Source organism: Nocardia transvalensis (assembly GCF_015477765.1).
In the GTDB taxonomy this organism is placed as follows: Bacteria; Actinomycetota; Actinomycetes; order Mycobacteriales; family Mycobacteriaceae; genus Nocardia; species Nocardia transvalensis_A.
In genome coordinates, this window is record NZ_JADLQQ010000011.1 from 209,555 (window position 1) to 225,424 (window position 15,870).

Below are 15,870 nucleotides of genomic sequence, written 5' to 3' on the forward strand. Positions count from 1 at the left end.
CGATGGCTTCGACCCGCGCCCCGCCGCGCTCCGGCACCGTTCACGGCCGTCAGTGCTGCAGTATCTGCACCTCACGCACCGGTGGCGTCCTCCCGAACTTCGCCCGCAGCGGATATGCGGCCGCCACCACCAGCAGGCTGACGGTCGAGGCGATCAGCTGGGGCCGCAGCGACGACATCACCGCCTCCGAGATCAGCACGACCACCAGCACCACGATCACCAGCCAGCTCAGATACGGGTATCCCCACATCCGGTAGGTGAGCGCGGCGGGATCCTCGCGCCGCAGCCGGGCGCGCAACCGCAGCTGCGAGAACATGATCGACAGATAGATGAAGGCCAGCAGCACGCCGATGGAGTTCACCAGGAAGGTGAACACCCGGTCCGGGGATACATAGGACGCCACCACCGCACACCAGGCCGCGACCGTGCCCATCAGGACCGCCCGGGCCGGAACGCCGCGGCGATTGACCTTCACCAGTCCCGCCGGGGCATCGCCGTCGCGGGTGAGCACGTAGAGCATGCGCGAGGACACATAGATCGCCGAGTTCAGCACCGACAGCACGGCGGTCAGGATGACCACCTGCATGATGGTGCCCGCCGCGGGCACGCCCATCGTGTCCAGCGCGCTGACGAACGGACTGGTGAGCACCTTCGCGTCGTCCCACGGCAGGATGGTCACCACCAGGAAGATCGAGGCCACGTAGAACAGGCCGACCCGCCACAGCACATTGCTGGTGGCCCGGGCCACCGCCTTACCGGGCTCGGCACTCTCGGCGGCGGCCAGCGTGACGATCTCGGTACCACCGAAGGCGAAGATCACCACGACGATCGCCGACAGCACGCCGCCGACACCGTTGGGCACGAATCCACCGTGGGCGGTCAGATTGTCCAGTCCGCCATGGGCGTCCGGCCACATCCCGAGCACGTAGAGCACGCCCAGGATCAGGAACACCACGATCGCGGCCACCTTGATGGAGGCGAACCAGAACTCGAATTCGCCGAACGAGCCCACCGACACCAGATTGACCGCGGTCATGACCAGCAGCAGCGCGGCCGACAGCAGCCACGGCGGCAGATCGATCCAGTGCCCCAGAATGGCCGCGCCCGCGGTCGCCTCGGCACCGACCAGCACGACGTACAGATACCAGTACAGCCAGCCCACGGTGAATCCGGCGAAGGGCCCCAACGCCATTCGCGCATATTCGGCCAGCGAACCGGCCACCGGGCGGGCCACCACCATTTCGCCGAGCGCGCGCAGCACGCACAGCACCAGCACCCCCGCCACCGCGTAGGACACGACCGCCGCCGGGCCGGCGGTCTCGATCACCGAACCGCTGCCCACGAACAGGCCGGCGCCGACCGCGCCCCCGATCGCGAGCATCGTCATGTGCCGACGGCGCAGACCGGTGCGCAGACCCTCGCGCACGGCGCCGCTCGTCTTCGTCATGGAGTTACCTTCTGTTCGCCCGGATGTTGTGTTTACAGCGTATCGAGGCCCTCGACCATGGAGAAAACCCAGGTAGCGGGCCAAAAATCCCACCCGTCGGCGGCGCGGTGAATTCGGGCGACCCCCTTGGAAGTTCACGACTCGGGAGTACCGTCGGGAGGTATGACCGAAACGAATCGGGGGCGGGTGCGGACCGAGCCCAGCCCGAAACGGGTGCGGACCTATGTCGAGGGTCGCCTGGTGGCCGACACCACGGCGCCGTTGCTGGTGTGGGAGAACCCCCACTACCCGACCTACTACGTGCCGGTCGCGGATCTGCGGGTCAAGTTGGAGCCCAGCGGCTCCACCCGCCATTCGCCCAGCCGCGGCGAGGGCGTCCAGTACGACGTGGTCGTCGACGGCATCACCAGATCCGGTGCGGCCCTGCGCTATCCGGACTCGCCGATTCCCGAGCTGCGCGAGCACGTGCGGCTGGACTGGGACCTGATGGACGAGTGGTTCGAGGAGGACGAACCGATCTACGTCCATCCGCGCGACCCCTACACCCGGGTGGACGTGCTGGTCAGCTCGCGGCACGTGCGGGTGGCGATCGGCGGCCAGACCGTCGCCGAATCCCGGGCGCCGCACATCCTGTACGAGACGGGGCTGCCGCCGCGGTACTACCTCCCGATGACCGATGTCCGGATGGACCTGCTGACCCCGTCCCAGACCCGCACCCGCTGCCCCTACAAGGGCACGGCCGAATACTTCAACGTGCGCATCGGCGACGCCGAGTATCCGGACCTGGTCTGGCTCTACCGCACTCCCCTGCCGGAAAGCCAGAAGGTCGCGGGCCTGGTCTGCTTCTACAACGAGAAGGTCGACCTCTCCATCGACGGCGAACCCCAGCAGCGCCCGAAAACCCCGTTCACCTGATCCGGGATCGGCGTAGCATACCTCGCGCAACCGCAGATTTGATACGCTCATGTATCCGATCTTCCGAGGAGAGGACTGGGTCATGGCGACGTCCACCGAGGCCGGTCAGCCGACTGCTCGCGGCGTGCGCATCAGCAAGCGACGGGCCGAGACGCGCCAGCGGCTGCTGGACGCGGCCTTCGACGCCTTCGCCGCCGAGGGGTTCGGACGCTGCACGGTGGAGCAGATCTGTGAGCGGGCCGGATATACGCGCGGGGCGTTCTACTCGAACTTCACCTCGCTCGAGGAACTGTTCCTGGCCATGTGGGAACAGCGGTCCCAGCGCATGCTGCACGAGGTGACCGCGGTGCTCGAACAGAACGCCTCCGCCGCCACGGTCCCCGACCTGCGGGCCGGGGTCGCTCGGGTGCTGCAGGCGGTGCCGTTGGACGACAAGTGGTTTCGCATCACCTACGAGTTCACCGCGCACGCCCTGCGCAACCCCGCGCTGCGCCGGACCGTCGCGGCCCGCGAGGACGCGATCATCTCGGCGCTGCTGCCGGTTGTCGAGACCACGCTGAAACTGGTGGGGCGCACCGTCCCCGACCCCGCGGCCCTGGGCCGCGCACTCGTCGCCGTGCACGACGGCACCGCCACCCAATGCCTGCTGGAACCCGACAGCGCCACCGCCCGGGAACAGCGCATCGACCTGTTCACCCGCGTCGTGCTGGCCTACAGCGAACCGCGCGGCTGACGATCGAGGAGTAATTCATGACCCCGCCACGCACCGCCCTCGTCACGGGCGCGTCCTCCGGCATCGGCGCCGCGACCGCCGCGGCCCTTGTCGCGCGCGGCTTCCGCGTCATCGGGACCAGCCGCAAACCCGAGTCGATGGCCGACTCCGCGCGCGTGGCGGGCGTGGAGTACCGGGCACTCGACCTCACCGATCCCGCCGCGACCGACGCCTTCGCCGACGACCTGGGCGAGATCGACGTGCTGATCAACAATGCGGGCGAGAGCCAGGCCGGGCCGGTGGAAGAGCTGCCCATAGACGCGATCGAGCGATTGTTCCAGGTCAACGTCTTCGGGCCGGTGCGGCTGGCGCAGGCGGTCCTGCCGGGGATGCGGGCTCGCGGTCGTGGCCACATCATCATGGTCGGTTCGATGCTGGCCAGCTTCCCGCTCGCCTACCGATCCTCCTATGTGGCAACGAAAGCCGCGACCAAGGGGTTCGCCGACGCCATGCGGCGCGAAGTATCGCCGTTCGGGATCGCGGTCACCACCGTGGAACCCGGCTCGATCAATACGGGGATCAGCACTCGGCGCACCACCTACATCGGCGCGGACTCGCCCTACCGAACCGAATTCGACACGGTGATCGCGGGCCTGGAACGCAATGAGGCGAAAGGGATTTCGGCCGAGCAGGTGGCCGATACCATCGTGAAGGTCATCGAGTCGCCGAAGCCGTTCCGCGCCGTCGGCAGCGGGGCGCCGCTGGTGTTCGCGCTGCGGCGGCTGCTGCCCAGCAGCGTCATGGCCCGGCTGGTGGCCGCCATGCACGGTTTGAAGTAACCGAAGGGAGTCCCATGAGTGAGCGGCCCGCGCTGGCGGCGGCACTGGATCTGCAACCGCACCCCGAGGGGGGCTGGTACCGCGAAACCTGGCGCAGCCCGGTGGAATTCGAGCCCGAGGGGTACGACGGCGCACGCTCGGCCGCCACCGCCATCTACTTCCTGCTGCTGCCCGGGGAGAAGTCCGCACCACATACCGTCCGCTCCGACGAGCTGTGGCTGTGGCATCGCGGCGGCCCGCTGGCCCTGAACATCAACGGCGAGGAGATCATCCTCGGCCCGGACGTGGAACACGGCCAGCTGCTGCAGGCCGTGGTCCCCGGCGGCGTCAGCCAGTGGGCCCACCCGGCGGGCGACGAGTACGTCCTGGTCAGCTGCATCGTCTCGCCAGGCTTCGATTTCGCAGATTTCCGCATGGACTGACCTCAGATCCGGGGGCATGGAAAATACCGTCGTTTAGGACGTGCAACCTCCCTATAAGGTGGGCCCGCAGGCTCACAGCGAAGGGAAAAGCATTGTCTATCAAGCGAATTACGGTCGGAGCGATTGCCGCGGGCGCGGCGGCGGTGGCGATCGCGGCCGGACCGGCGGCGGCGCAGATCACCCTGGAGCCCGCCGCATCCGACCAGGCCGCGCAGTCGGCACAGTCGGTCGGAAGCCCGATTCCCGGCACCGGTTCGTTCCAAGGCATTCCCACCGGGTCGTTCGGCCTGCTCTGCACACCGCTTCCCAGCGGCCTGTACGTGTGCTAGCGAGAGGAAACACCATGTCCATCAAGCGTTTTGCCATTGGATTCGCGGCCTTCGGCGCACTGGCCCTGACCGCCGGGCCCGCGACGGCCTCGGTCCCGCTGGAACCGGCCGCCTCCGATCCGGTCGCTTCGGCGGCCCAGCCGGTCGGGAACACCGGCACCGGTTCCGCCGACACTCTGGCTTGTCTGCTGCGCACATTGAGCGGCGGCATCGCGGTCCCCTGCCGATAGAGCAGGTCCGCCGAGCGGATCACTCCCCGACGGGGAGGATGCCCTCCTGGGTGGCGTGGTCGATGGTGCGGTCGAGATTCGGACAGGAATCGGGTCGGCCGGGACCGCCGCCCAGCTCCTCGAAGACGGGGCAGTGGGCGGCCGGATCGACCGTCCACTGCACCGACTTCTGATGTGAGCTGGCCTTGCGGACCAGTACCCGGGTGCCGCAGCTCGCGCACGACAGCGGCGTCATCCCGTCCTCGAGGTAGCGCTGTTTGTCGACGACCGTCTGGGCGCGCACCTGCGCGAGCCGCTCGGGACGATCCGCGAAATCGGGTGCCTTCGCCCACTTGGTCATCAGGCGCTCGCCTCCTGCTTGGCGTCCTGTTCGGCCTTGCGCCGCAGATTCTCGGCGACCTCGGCCTCCCACGCCTCGTTCGCCTTGGTGGTGTCGACCTCGAATTCGAAGCGCTGCACCGACTTCGGGTCGACATCGGCGACGTCGACGTAGAACTGGTCGTACCACCGGCGCAGCTGATAGACCGGCCCGTCCTCCTCGCACAGCAGCGGATTGTCGATCTTGGACTTGTGTTTCCAGATCTCCACGTCCTGCAGGAAGCCGACGCTGATGCCCTCGGTCATCTTCTTGGCCAGTTTGTCGGCGGCCTCGTCGCCGACGCCCGTGGGCTTCTGCAGGGAGATTCCCCACTGCAGCACGAACGAGTCCTGCGTCACCGGGTAGTGGCAGTTGATCAGGACGCTCTTGACCTCGAACCCGCCGTAGAAGTTGTGCAGCGGGTTGATCATGTAGGACGGCCCGTAATAGGCGGCCACGGACTTCAACAGCGAGTCACCGTACTGCGAGCCCATGCCGATATCGGGACGGCTCTTCGTCTCCAGGTACTGGGTGGCGATATGGCCCTCGAAGACGTTCTTGAAGAACGTCGGATACGCGAAGTGGATGTAGAAGAAGTGGGCCATGTCGACCACGTTGTCGATGATCTCGCGGCAGTTGGCGCCCTCGATCAGCATCGAATTCCAGGTCCACTCGGTCCACTCGCTGTTGAGCGTCTCGCTCGGATTGCCGTCGGCGTCGGTGTAGGCACCCTCGATATACGGGATGGTCACCTCGTCCGGCGGCTGATTGCCCTCGAAGTCGTGCCACACGAACAGCTGTCCGTTGCGCTCCAGCGTGGTCCACGAGCGGGTGCGCGCCAGCGGCGGCACTCGGCGCGCGTAGGGAATCGAGGTGCAGCGGCCGTTGCCGCCCCACCGCCAGTCGTGGAACGGGCAGGCCACCGAGTCGCCCTTGATCTCGCCCATGCTCAAGTCACCGCCCAGGTGCCGGCAGTAGGCGTCGAGCACCTTGAGGTCCCCCCTGCTGTCGGCCCACACGACGAGCTTGGTGCCGAACGCCTGCACGGCGTGCGGTTTGCCGTCTCGGAACGGTGCGGCCAGTCCCAGGCAATGCCAGCCCCGCGCGTACCGGCTGGGCGTCGACCCGACATCGATCTCACGGATCTTCCCGCCGCGCGCTGGTGCGGTTTCTGCCATCGTGATCCCTCCTCTGGAAGTACTAGAACACGTTACAAAATTGTCCGACTCGGCGCCAGCTATTGCCTTGACTACCAGGCAAGGGAGAGACAGAGAGTCACTCACTCATCCTCGGATACCCGTTCTCGACAGGAATAAGAACCTGTTCTAGTCTCAGTGTCAGTATCAGATTAGGTACCCGGTCCGATTCGACCAGGCAGGAGCAGTCCCCGAGATGACGCAAGAAGTAACAGAGCGGGTCGAAGCGCTGTTGCCGATGCTGCGCGAACGCGCGCAGGAGGCAGAGGACCTGCGGCGCATCCCCGACGAGACGATGAAGGCGCTGCAGGCGACCGGGTTCTTCCGGCTCGTGCAGCCGCGTCAGTGGGGCGGTCACGCCGCCGATCCGGTCGTCTTCTACGACACCGTCCGCAAGATCGCCAGTGCATGCGGTTCCACGGGCTGGGTGGCAGGCATCATCGGCATCCACAACTGGCATCTGGCGCTGTTCGACCAGCGGGCGCAGGAGGAGGTCTGGGGCGAGGACACCGAGGTAAGGATCTCGTCCTCGTACGCACCGATGGGTGCGGGCGTGGTGACCGAGGGCGGGTACCTCGTCAACGGCTCGTGGAACTGGTCGTCGGGCTGCGATCACGCCGACTGGACCTTCGTCGGCGGTCCGGTGATCAAGGACGGCAAGCCGGTCGACTTCGGCAGCTTCCTGATTCCGCGCACCGAGTACCGCATCGACGACGTGTGGAATGTGGTGGGCCTGCGGGGCACCGGTTCCAACACACTGGTCGTGCAGGACGTCTTCGTGCCGCGGCACCGGTTCCTGTCCTACAAGACGATGAACGAGCTGAAATCGCCCGGCCTGCAACAGAACACCGACCCGGTGTACAAGATGCCCTGGGGCACCATCCATCCCACCACCATCTCCTCCCCGATCGTCGGCATGGCCTACGGCGCACTGGAGGCGCACATCGACCACCAGGGCGGGCGCATCCGTGCCGCCTTCGCCGGCGAGAAGTCCAAGGACGACCCGTTCACCAAGGTGCGCATCGCCGAGGCGGCCAGCGATATCGATGCCGCATGGCGTCAGCTGTCGGGCAATGTCGCCGATGAATACGCATGTCTGATGGCGGGCAAGGAGATACCGTTCGATCTGCGAGTGCGGGCACGCCGCGATCAGGTACGGGCGACCGGTCGCGCCATCGCGTCGATCGACAAGCTGTTCGAGAGCTCGGGCGCCACCGCCTTGGCGAACGGGACTCCGCTGCAACGGTTCTGGCGCGATGCCCATGCCGGGCGAGTCCATGCCGCCAACGATCCCGAGCGCGCCTACGCGATGTACGGCACGCACGCGTTCGGACTGCCGGTAACCGACGGGATGGTGTAAATGACCTCCACCGCTGAACTGACCTTCGAATCGACCTCCCGCTACGCCCAGGTGCGGCCGGATCTGAAGCTGCACTATCACGAGGCGGGCGTGGGCAACGGCCCGACGATCGTGCTGCTGCACGGCGGCGGGCCGGGCGCGTCGTCCTGGTCCAACTTCGCCCGCAACATCCCCGTGCTGGCGCAGAATTTCCATGTGCTGGCCGTGGATCAGCCCGGGTTCGGGTTGTCCGACAAGCCGACCGAGCATCCGCAGTATTTCGTGCACAGCTCGTCGGCGCTGAAGGACCTGCTCGACACCCTGCAGATCACCGATCGCGTGCACCTGCTGGGGAATTCGCTCGGCGGCGGCACCACCGTGCGGTTCGCCCTCGACTATCCCGATCGGGCGGGCAAGCTCGTGCTGATGGGTCCGGGCGGCTTGAGCACGAACCTGTTCGCGCCCGACCCCACCGAGGGCGTGAAGGCGCTGGCGCAGTTCAATATGGAGCCGACCCGGGAGAATATGGAGAAGTTCCTGCGGATCATGGTCTTCGACCAGTCGCTGGTCACCGAGGAGCTGATCGAGGAACGGTTCGGCTATGCCAGCACCCCGGAATCGCTGGCCGCCATGCGCGCCATGGGAAAGTCGTTCGCGGGACCGGATTTCGACAAGGGCATGCTCTGGCGCGACGGCTTCAAACTACGCCAGCCGGTGCTCATGATCTGGGGCCGCGAGGACCGGGTGAACCCGCTCGACGGGGCGCTGGTGGCCCTGAAGACGATCCCCCGCGCGCAGCTGCATGTGTTCGGCGGCTGCGGGCACTGGGCTCAGCTGGAGAAGTTCGACGAATTCAACCGGCTGGCCACCGATTTCCTGTTGCCTGCACCGGCATCCACGTTCACTTCGACGAAGGAGAAGTGATGAGTATTCGAGCGCTGGGATATATGCGCATCGAGGCCACCGATGTCGCGGCGTGGCGGGAGTACGGGCTGAAGGTACTCGGCATGATGGAGGGCGACGGGCCCGACAAAAATGCCCTGTACCTGCGCATGGACGAGTTTCCTGCGCGCCTGGTCATCGTGCCGGGTGAGACCGACCGGCTGCAGGCGTCGGGCTGGGAGGTCGCCGACGCCGCCGCGCTGCAGCGGCTTCGGGAGCGGCTGTCGAATGCGGGGGTGCCCTTCAAGGAAGGCACCAAGGAGGAGATCGCCGACCGTCGCGTCCAGGAGTTGATCCGATTCGAGGACACGGACGGCAATGTGCTCGAGGCCTTCCACGGTTCGCAGTACGTCGCCCGGCGCTTCGTCAGTCCCTACGGGCACAAGTTCGTCACCGCCGAGCAGGGTCTGGGCCATGTGGTGCTGACCTGTACGGACGACGCGGCGGCACAGCACTTCTACCAGGACGTGCTCGGTTTCCGGCTGCGTGACTCGATGCGGCTGCCCCCGCAGTTGGTCGGTCGCCCCGCCGACGGCGAGCCCGCGTGGCTGCGGTTCTACGGGTGCAACCCGCGCCATCACGCGCTGGCGTTCCTGCCGCTGCCGAATCCGACCGGCATCGTGCATCTGATGGTCGAGGTGGAGAACTCCGACGACGTCGGTCTGTGCCTGGACCGCGCGCTGCGGCGCAAGGTGAAGATGTCGGCCACCCTCGGACGGCACATCAACGACAAGATGCTGTCGTTCTATATGAAGACGCCCGGCGGCTTCGATATCGAATTCGGCTGTGAGGGACTGGAAGTCGAGGACGAGTCGTGGATCGCCCGCGAATCGACCGCGGTCAGCCTGTGGGGCCACGACTTCAGCATCCAGTACCGGCAGCAGTGACGACAGGGGTGAACGACATGACGGCGGACGGTGCCATCGATCCGCGGCAGTTCCGGAATGTGCTGGGGCAGTTCTGCACCGGCGTCACCGTGATCACGACACTCGATACCGCCGGTGCGCCTATCGGTTTCGCCTGTCAGTCGTTCGCCGCCCTGTCCCTGGACCCTCCGCTGGTGCTGTTCTGCCCCACCAAGGGCTCGCGCACCTGGACGGCCATCGAGCAGGCGGGGCGTTTCTGCGTGAACGTCCTCGCCGAGGAACAGCGCCAGGTATGCGCCCGCTTCGGATCCCGCGAACCCGACAAATTCGCGGGAACCTCGTGGCGCACTTCGGACCTGGAGCTTCCGCTCCTGGACGATGCGCTGGCCACGATCCAGTGCACTGTGGCCAGTGTCGTCGACGGCGGCGATCACCATATCGTGATCGGCCGGGTGCTGGCCCTGTCGGAGTCCACCGACTCCGGCAGGCCGCTGTTGTTCTACCGCGGCCAGTACACCGCCATCGAGCCGGAGAAGACCACGCCCGCCCCCTGGCGTGCGGACCTGGAGCATTTCCTCACCACCACCACACTGGACACCTGGCTGTAACGGGGGTGGATTACCGACCGGGCCCGGCTACCCTGGCGGCAATGACCACATCCGTTCTCGACACAGAATGGGAGCGGCACCGGTCCGCGGTCTTCGGGGTGGCGTACCGGCTGCTCGGCGGTGTCGCCGATGCCGAGGACATCGTTCAGGACGTGTGGTTACAGGCGTCGGCCGCCGACCTGTCGGCCGTGCGCGATCTGCGTGCCTGGCTGGTCACGGTGGCCGCCCGGCTGTCCTACAACGTGCTCTCCTCGGCCCGGGCCCGGCGGGAGCGCTACGTCGGGCCATGGCTGCCGGAACCGCTGCTGACCGGCCCCGATATCGCCGATTCCCTGCTGATGGACGAGTCGGTGCAGACCGCGATGCTGGTGGTGATGGACGAACTCGAACCCGCCGAGCGGGTCGCATTCGTCCTCCACGACGTCTTCTCGATTCCGTTCGCGGAGATCGCCGATCTGCTGGTGCGGTCCCAGCCCGCAACCCGCCAGCTCGCCTCGCGGGCACGCCGCAAACTCGCCGCGGTCAGCGAGCGACCGCGATCCTCGCGGGAGGAGCAACAGCGGGTGCTGACGGCCTTCCGGTTGGCCGCCCGCGCCGGTGATCTGGAAGGTCTGGTGCGAGTGCTGGATCCGGATGTCGTGTATGTCAGCGATGGCGGCGGCAGGGTGTCCGCGGCCCGCATTCCGGTCCGCGGTGCCGACCGCGTGGCGAAGATCCTCGCCCGGGTGGCCCGGCAACCCGCGCTCTCCATCGAGCCGGTCGAGATCGGCGGCGGGCCCGCCCTCGCGGTCTATCGGGCCGGTGCGCTGTGGTCGATCGACTCGCTGGAGATCGTCGGCGGCCGTATCACATCCATCTGGCGCGTGGTGAATCCGGAAAAACTTCGGCATCTCGGTCACAACTGAGCGCGCCGTCTTGTCTCCCTGTCGACCGAGTCGATGAGAGGAGATATGAGATGCCCCGGATTGTCATCGTCGGCGGCGGCTTCGCCGGAGTCTGGAGTGCGGCGGGCGCGGCTCGGGTACGCAGCGCTGCCCACCTGGCCGAGGCCGACATGTCCATCACCGTGATTGCGCCGAACGATCGCCTGGTCTTGCGGCCGAGACTGTACGAGCCGGAACCGCATCGGGCAACGGTGGCGTTGCGCCGCGTTTTCGAGCCGATCGGGGTTGAGCATCGTCGTGCCCGCGTGCTCGAGATCGATGTCGAAAACCACCGTGTCGCCCTCGATTCCGGCACGACCGTCGACTACGACCGGTTGGTGCTGGCGGCCGGGAGCCAGCTGGTTCGGCCGGCATTCCCTGGTGCGGAACAGCTCTTCGATGTCGATACGCTCGACGGGGCCAATCGTCTAGCCGGCCGTCTTCGCGGACTGAAGTCGTTCACCGCAGTGGTCGTCGGTGCCGGTTTCACCGGCCTCGAGATCGCCACCGAGCTGGCCGGTCGCGGCCGCGTGGTCCTGGTGGAACGCAGTGAGGTGGTGGGTCCGGAACTCGGGCCGGGACCGCGTCCGGCGATCGAGGAGGCGCTCGAGGAGGTCGGCGTGCAGCGACGGCTGGGCACCACGGTGACCGCCATCGAGGACGGCAAGGTCGTTCTCCCCGACGGCACCCGCATTGCCGCCGATGCGGTTGTCTGGACCGCCGGGTTGCGCGCCAACCCGCTCACCGCACAGATCCCCGGCCCGCGCGACGGGCTCGGGCGGTTGAGCGTCGGACCGGATCTCAACGCAGGCAACGACATCTTCGTCGCGGGCGACACGGCCGCGGCCCCTGCCGACGACGCTCACACGACGCTGCAGAGCTGCCAGCACGCCACGCCACTCGGTAAGACCGCAGGCCACAATGCCGCGGCCGACCTGCTGGGAATGCCGCCGATCGACTTCACTCCCGCGCCGTATGTCACCGATATCGACCTCGGCGCGGCCGGTGCCATCCTGACCCGCGGGTGGGACCGCCAGGTCGAGTCGACCGGAACCGACGGTAAAAGGCTCAAGAAGTGGATCATGAACCGGATTCACCCACCGGTCGACAACGCCACCGAGATCCTCACAGCGGCGTCGCGCATCTACAACCCGGTGCCGACCGCCGCCGAAATCCCCCCTCATGCCGCATAGCCCTGCGCGGGCCGGGCCGAATCAGTCGTGCGGCTGGAATCGTTGCAGTGCCGCGGTCAGCACTCGCAGGCGGTCGTCGAGGAATCGCGGCATCTCGTTCTCGAGGGCATGCAGCACGTCGAGGGCCGGATCTGCGCACGCCCAGAAGCGCAGTTTGGCCTCCAGCCGGTGGTCGAGTTCTGTTCCGCGACAGCGCTGTACTCGGCGGACGAACTCCGGGTCGGTCTCCGGATACAGGTAGCACAGGTCGTAATCGGGGTCGCCGATCTCCACGTCGCCAAAATCGATCAGGCCGCTGATCCGGTCGCCCGTGACGAGTAGATGATCCAGGCTCACATCCGCGTGGATCAACGATGGCGAATAGTCGAAGTTGGCGTCCTCGCCGAGGTATTCCTCCCAAGCGCCCAGCAGCGCCTTCGCCGCGGCGGGTGCCAGCAGTGGAATGACCTCGGCCCGAACCGATTCCAGGTCTTCGGTGAAATCCTCTCGCAGGTCCCGGGTTTCGATGCCCAGTGCGGACGCGCGGGTCACCGGGAACGAGTGCACGCCATCGATGATCTTCGCGATGAGCTCGGCCGTCGACGGGAGCGTGAGCAGCCCCCGCTCGTACCACTGCTCCGGCGACAACGACTCCCCCGGCACGATCGGGTACACGCAGAATTCCCCGGGCCCCAACGGATTCGGAGCCGTGAACAGGAAGCGGGGAATCGGAACCGGCAGCAGACCCGCCAGCTCGGGCAGCAACGCGGCCTCGCGCCCGATCCCCTCCGCCCCGTACGACCCCTGCGGCAGCCGCAGCACATAGGCCCCCTCCGGCCGCTCGAGCAGCAACGCCACGCTTTCCATGCCCGCACCGAGCAGGCGCAGGTCACCGTCGGCCAGCTCCGGGCGCGGCGAGGCCGTCAGCGCACCCCTCGCCCGATTCTCCCAGTCCCCCGGCAACTCGACATCCGCACTCATGTCCACGCTCGACATCGTATGGGCGATCGGTAATCCGCTGATCTGCTATCGATTCGGTGCCCCCAGCCCTGTCCCGCGAAGGCGCTTTGTGCGTCTCATAAGTAGTCCGCAAGGCCGGGCGGTTTCACTACGTCCGCGGGGCAGGAAATCCTCGTGCGGTCACTTCGATCGGCGGCAATGGGAAGGGCACCTCGATGAGCACGACATGGGACAACCACAGTCCGACCAGCGAACAGTTCATGGCGCCGGGCTGGTATATCGACCCGGCCGATACTCAGGTGAAACGCCGCTGGGACGGCTACGGCTGGACCGCCGACGCGATGCCTGTGCCGCCGCAGCCTGCGCATAGGGAGCGGAGTGACCTGACGGACGCTGCCGCCCGCACCGCGAGAAACCTCTGGGCGCGCAACCCCGCGTCACTGCTCGCGCTGGCTGTCTGCGCTTTGTACCTCGTGGTCGACAACTACACGAATGTCGTGATGCTCGGGCTGATCCCGATCTCGCTGTCGATCCAGGCGATCAGAAGCCGCGAACCTCTGTGCATTTCCGCCGTAGCCGCCACGATCATCGCCATTGCGGCGCCGTTCGTCCTGTTCCACTGATCGGTCACGCCGATCACGCCCACCTGTCAGGCGGTGACCGTCTGCTGTTCGCGTTGGAGTTCCAAGGCGATGTCGATGAGCTGGTCCTCCTGGCCTCCGACCAAGTTGCGCTTTCCGGCGCGGACCAGCATCTCCGCCGCCGAGACGCCGTAGCGTTCGGCTTGGCGTTCGGCATGTTTGAGGAAGCTGGAGTAGACGCCGGCGTAACCCATCATGAGCGACTGGCGGTCCAGGAGGCATTCCTGGGGCATGGCGGGGCGGACGACGTCCTCGGCGGCGTCGGCTATCGCGAAGAAGTCGACGCCGGTCTTGATGCCGAGCTTGTCGCAGACGGCGATCAGGGCCTCGACGGGTGTGTTGCCCGCGCCCGCGCCGAACCGCCGTGCACTGCCGTCGATCTGGGTGGCCCCGGCGCGGATGGCGAAGATGGAGTTGGCGCAGCCGAGGTCGAGGTTCTCGTGGCCGTGGAAGCCGACCTGGGCGTCGTTGCCGAGTTCGGCGACGATGGCCGAGACGCGGTCCGAGACCTGTTCCAGCACAAGGGCTCCCGCGGAATCGACCACGTACACGCACTGACATCCGGCGTCGGCCATGATGCGCGCTTGCTCGGCCAGCACCTCCGGCGGCTGGGTGTGCGACATCATCAGGAAGCCAACGGTTTCCAGCCCGAGCTCGCGGGCCAGGCCGAAGTGCTGGATCGAGACATCGGCCTCGGTGCAGTGCGTGGCAATGCGCACGATCGAGGCACCGTTGTCCTGAGAGATCTTGATGTCTTCCTTCACGCCCACGCCGGGCAGCATGAGCACCGCGATCTTGGCCTGCTTGGCCGTCTCGGCGGCGATCGTGATCAGTTCCTGCTCAGGGGTTTTGGAGAATCCGTAGTTGAACGAGGAGCCGCCCAGGCCGTCGCCGTGGGTCACCTCGATCACCGGCACGCCCGCGCCGTCGAGCGCGGCGACGATATCGCGCACCTCGGTGGCGGTGAACTGGTGGCGCTTGTGATGCGACCCGTCGCGCAGCGAGGTGTCGGTGACGCGGATATCGAGGTCTGCTGAGTAAGGCATGTCGGTCCCTTCTATACCCGTGCCGAGACGATCTGGTCCGCGATGACCTCACCGACCCGGGTGGCGGCCGCGGTCATGATGTCGAGATTGCCCGCATACGGCGGTAGGAAGTCGCCCGCACCCTCGACCTCCACGAAGACCGAGACCTTCGCCAGCCCACCGGAAACCACCGAGGGCTCGTCGAACTGCGGCTCGTTCAGCAGCCGGTAGCCGGGCACATACTGCTGGATGTCGGCGACCATGCGATGGATCGAGTCGCTGATCGCCGCGGTGTCGGCATCCTCCGGAATCGCGCAGAAGATGGTGTCGCGCATGATCATCGGCGGCTCGGCCGGATTCAGGATGATGATCGCCTTGCCCCGCTGGGCACCGCCGATGGTCTCCACCCCGCGGCTGGTGGTCTTGGTGAACTCGTCGATATTGGCCCGCGTGCCCGGACCCGCCGACACCGAGGACACCGACGCCACGATCTCGGCATACGGCACCTCGACGACCCGCGATACCGCCGCGACGATCGGAATCGTCGCCTGCCCACCGCAGGTGATCATGTTGACGTTCGGCGCCTCCAGATGTGCGCCCAGATTCACCGGCGGCACCACGGCCGGGCCGACCGCGGCCGGGGTCAGGTCCACCGCGCGGATCCCGGCCTCGGCGTACTTCGGGGCGGCCTCGCGATGGACATAGGCGGAGGTGGCCTCGAAGACCAGCTCCGGCAGCTCCGACTGCGCCAGCAGCCGGTCCACGCCCTCGTGCGAGGTTTCCAGCCCCAGCCCGGCGGCGCGCTTCAATCCCTCACTGGCGGGATCGATTCCGATCATCCACCGGGGCTCCACCTTGTCCGAGCGCAGCAGCTTGTACAGCAGGTCGGTACTGATATTGCCGGAGCCGACGATGGCGGCCGCGACCTTTCCATTGGCAGGCACTC

General features: G+C 67.0%; 19 protein-coding genes. 13 read left to right on the forward strand and 6 right to left on the reverse strand.

Annotated elements, in window-relative coordinates; translation table 11 throughout:
* Positions 1 to 49: 49 nt before the first annotated feature.
* The gene (locus tag IU452_RS29875; RefSeq protein ID WP_195112530.1) at positions 50 to 1,447 is read right to left on the reverse strand and encodes an amino acid permease; all 1,398 of its coding nucleotides are present in this window, start codon (positions 1,445 to 1,447) and stop codon (positions 50 to 52) included.
* Positions 1,448 to 1,609: 162 nt separating this feature from the next.
* Between IU452_RS29875 and IU452_RS29880 the strand changes: the two genes are divergently transcribed.
* The 6 genes from IU452_RS29880 (at position 1,610) to IU452_RS29905 (ending at position 4,894) form a co-directional block, all read left to right on the forward strand.
* Positions 1,610 to 2,362 carry a DUF427 domain-containing protein gene (locus IU452_RS29880; RefSeq protein ID WP_195112531.1) on the forward strand — a complete coding sequence of 251 codons (753 nt, stop codon included), beginning with the start codon at positions 1,610 to 1,612 and terminating at the stop codon, positions 2,360 to 2,362.
* 82 nt (positions 2,363 to 2,444) lie between these two features.
* Entirely contained in the window at positions 2,445 to 3,095 is a 651-nt protein-coding gene (locus tag IU452_RS29885; RefSeq protein ID WP_195112532.1) for a TetR/AcrR family transcriptional regulator, read from the forward strand.
* 17 nt (positions 3,096 to 3,112) lie between these two features.
* A complete protein-coding gene (locus tag IU452_RS29890) occupies positions 3,113 to 3,913 on the forward strand; it encodes an SDR family oxidoreductase (RefSeq protein WP_195112533.1) in 801 nt (266 codons plus the stop codon).
* A 14-nt stretch (positions 3,914 to 3,927) separates the two neighbouring features.
* Positions 3,928 to 4,335: a cupin domain-containing protein gene (locus tag IU452_RS29895; RefSeq protein ID WP_195112534.1), complete on the forward strand. Its 408-nt coding sequence runs from the start codon at positions 3,928 to 3,930 to the stop codon at positions 4,333 to 4,335.
* Positions 4,336 to 4,427: 92 nt separating this feature from the next.
* On the forward strand, positions 4,428 to 4,664 hold the full coding sequence (locus tag IU452_RS29900; RefSeq protein WP_195112535.1) for a hypothetical protein: 237 nt from the start codon (positions 4,428 to 4,430) through the stop codon (positions 4,662 to 4,664).
* 14 nt (positions 4,665 to 4,678) lie between these two features.
* Positions 4,679 to 4,894 carry a hypothetical protein gene (locus IU452_RS29905; protein ID WP_195112536.1) on the forward strand — a complete coding sequence of 72 codons (216 nt, stop codon included), beginning with the start codon at positions 4,679 to 4,681 and terminating at the stop codon, positions 4,892 to 4,894.
* Between the two features lie 19 nt (positions 4,895 to 4,913).
* Here the strand turns inward: IU452_RS29905 and IU452_RS29910 are convergent, their stop codons facing one another.
* Entirely contained in the window at positions 4,914 to 5,234 is a 321-nt protein-coding gene (locus IU452_RS29910) for a hypothetical protein (RefSeq protein ID WP_195112537.1), read from the reverse strand.
* On the reverse strand, positions 5,234 to 6,430 hold the full coding sequence (locus tag IU452_RS29915) for a Rieske 2Fe-2S domain-containing protein (protein ID WP_195112538.1): 1,197 nt from the start codon (positions 6,428 to 6,430) through the stop codon (positions 5,234 to 5,236). Before IU452_RS29915 ends, IU452_RS29910 begins: the two co-directional genes overlap by 1 nt.
* Positions 6,431 to 6,644: 214 nt before the next feature.
* Here IU452_RS29915 and hsaA point away from each other — a divergent pair, with 214 nt between their 5' ends.
* The 6 genes from hsaA to IU452_RS29945 are packed head-to-tail and all read left to right on the forward strand — an operon-like array spanning position 6,645 to position 12,319.
* Positions 6,645 to 7,808 carry a 3-hydroxy-9,10-secoandrosta-1,3,5(10)-triene-9,17-dione monooxygenase oxygenase subunit gene (gene hsaA / locus IU452_RS29920; protein WP_195112539.1) on the forward strand — a complete coding sequence of 388 codons (1,164 nt, stop codon included), beginning with the start codon at positions 6,645 to 6,647 and terminating at the stop codon, positions 7,806 to 7,808.
* The gene (hsaD, locus tag IU452_RS29925; RefSeq protein ID WP_195112540.1) at positions 7,809 to 8,711 is read left to right on the forward strand and encodes a 4,5:9,10-diseco-3-hydroxy-5,9,17-trioxoandrosta-1(10),2-diene-4-oate hydrolase; all 903 of its coding nucleotides are present in this window, start codon (positions 7,809 to 7,811) and stop codon (positions 8,709 to 8,711) included.
* Positions 8,708 to 9,616, forward strand: coding sequence for an iron-dependent extradiol dioxygenase HsaC (hsaC, locus tag IU452_RS29930; protein WP_324192894.1), 909 nt, complete (start codon positions 8,708 to 8,710; stop codon positions 9,614 to 9,616). The genes hsaD and hsaC overlap by 4 nt, the downstream gene beginning before the upstream one ends.
* A gap of 17 nt (positions 9,617 to 9,633) precedes the next feature.
* Complete coding sequence (hsaB, locus tag IU452_RS29935) at positions 9,634 to 10,203, forward strand: 3-hydroxy-9,10-secoandrosta-1,3,5(10)-triene-9,17-dione monooxygenase reductase subunit (protein WP_195112542.1); 570 nt, start codon at positions 9,634 to 9,636, stop codon at positions 10,201 to 10,203.
* 41 nt (positions 10,204 to 10,244) lie between these two features.
* The gene (sigJ, locus tag IU452_RS29940) at positions 10,245 to 11,108 is read left to right on the forward strand and encodes an RNA polymerase sigma factor SigJ (RefSeq protein ID WP_195112543.1); all 864 of its coding nucleotides are present in this window, start codon (positions 10,245 to 10,247) and stop codon (positions 11,106 to 11,108) included.
* Between the two features lie 50 nt (positions 11,109 to 11,158).
* A complete protein-coding gene (locus tag IU452_RS29945; protein ID WP_195112544.1) occupies positions 11,159 to 12,319 on the forward strand; it encodes an NAD(P)/FAD-dependent oxidoreductase in 1,161 nt (386 codons plus the stop codon).
* Positions 12,320 to 12,340: 21 nt separating this feature from the next.
* On the opposite strand, the gene IU452_RS29950 is transcribed toward IU452_RS29945, so the two are convergent.
* On the reverse strand, positions 12,341 to 13,279 hold the full coding sequence (locus IU452_RS29950) for a phosphotransferase family protein (RefSeq protein ID WP_228819015.1): 939 nt from the start codon (positions 13,277 to 13,279) through the stop codon (positions 12,341 to 12,343).
* A gap of 194 nt (positions 13,280 to 13,473) precedes the next feature.
* Between IU452_RS29950 and IU452_RS29955 the strand changes: the two genes are divergently transcribed.
* The gene (locus IU452_RS29955; protein ID WP_195112546.1) at positions 13,474 to 13,881 is read left to right on the forward strand and encodes a DUF2510 domain-containing protein; all 408 of its coding nucleotides are present in this window, start codon (positions 13,474 to 13,476) and stop codon (positions 13,879 to 13,881) included.
* A 26-nt stretch (positions 13,882 to 13,907) separates the two neighbouring features.
* Here the strand turns inward: IU452_RS29955 and dmpG are convergent, their stop codons facing one another.
* Entirely contained in the window at positions 13,908 to 14,945 is a 1,038-nt protein-coding gene (gene dmpG / locus IU452_RS29960) for a 4-hydroxy-2-oxovalerate aldolase (protein ID WP_195112547.1), read from the reverse strand.
* An 11-nt stretch (positions 14,946 to 14,956) separates the two neighbouring features.
* Positions 14,957 to 15,868: an acetaldehyde dehydrogenase (acetylating) gene (locus IU452_RS29965; protein ID WP_195112548.1), complete on the reverse strand. Its 912-nt coding sequence runs from the start codon at positions 15,866 to 15,868 to the stop codon at positions 14,957 to 14,959.
* Positions 15,869 to 15,870 lie beyond the last annotated feature (2 nt).

Coding starts and splice junctions, on each gene's coding strand:
- IU452_RS29875 (WP_195112530.1), bottom strand. CDS start 1,447: ATGACGAAGACGAGCGGCGCCGTGCGCGAGGGTCTGCGCACCGGTCTG.
- hsaD (WP_195112540.1), top strand. CDS start 7,809: ATGACCTCCACCGCTGAACTGACCTTCGAATCGACCTCCCGCTACGCC.
- IU452_RS29945 (WP_195112544.1), top strand. CDS start 11,159: ATGCCCCGGATTGTCATCGTCGGCGGCGGCTTCGCCGGAGTCTGGAGT.
- IU452_RS29955 (WP_195112546.1), top strand. CDS start 13,474: ATGAGCACGACATGGGACAACCACAGTCCGACCAGCGAACAGTTCATG.
- IU452_RS29880 (WP_195112531.1), top strand. CDS start 1,610: ATGACCGAAACGAATCGGGGGCGGGTGCGGACCGAGCCCAGCCCGAAA.
- IU452_RS29890 (WP_195112533.1), top strand. CDS start 3,113: ATGACCCCGCCACGCACCGCCCTCGTCACGGGCGCGTCCTCCGGCATC.
- IU452_RS29950 (WP_228819015.1), bottom strand. CDS start 13,279: ATGAGTGCGGATGTCGAGTTGCCGGGGGACTGGGAGAATCGGGCGAGG.
- dmpG (WP_195112547.1), bottom strand. CDS start 14,945: ATGCCTTACTCAGCAGACCTCGATATCCGCGTCACCGACACCTCGCTG.
- hsaB (WP_195112542.1), top strand. CDS start 9,634: ATGACGGCGGACGGTGCCATCGATCCGCGGCAGTTCCGGAATGTGCTG.
- IU452_RS29905 (WP_195112536.1), top strand. CDS start 4,679: ATGTCCATCAAGCGTTTTGCCATTGGATTCGCGGCCTTCGGCGCACTG.
- hsaA (WP_195112539.1), top strand. CDS start 6,645: ATGACGCAAGAAGTAACAGAGCGGGTCGAAGCGCTGTTGCCGATGCTG.
- IU452_RS29885 (WP_195112532.1), top strand. CDS start 2,445: ATGGCGACGTCCACCGAGGCCGGTCAGCCGACTGCTCGCGGCGTGCGC.
- IU452_RS29910 (WP_195112537.1), bottom strand. CDS start 5,234: ATGACCAAGTGGGCGAAGGCACCCGATTTCGCGGATCGTCCCGAGCGG.
- sigJ (WP_195112543.1), top strand. CDS start 10,245: ATGACCACATCCGTTCTCGACACAGAATGGGAGCGGCACCGGTCCGCG.
- IU452_RS29895 (WP_195112534.1), top strand. CDS start 3,928: ATGAGTGAGCGGCCCGCGCTGGCGGCGGCACTGGATCTGCAACCGCAC.
- IU452_RS29915 (WP_195112538.1), bottom strand. CDS start 6,430: ATGGCAGAAACCGCACCAGCGCGCGGCGGGAAGATCCGTGAGATCGAT.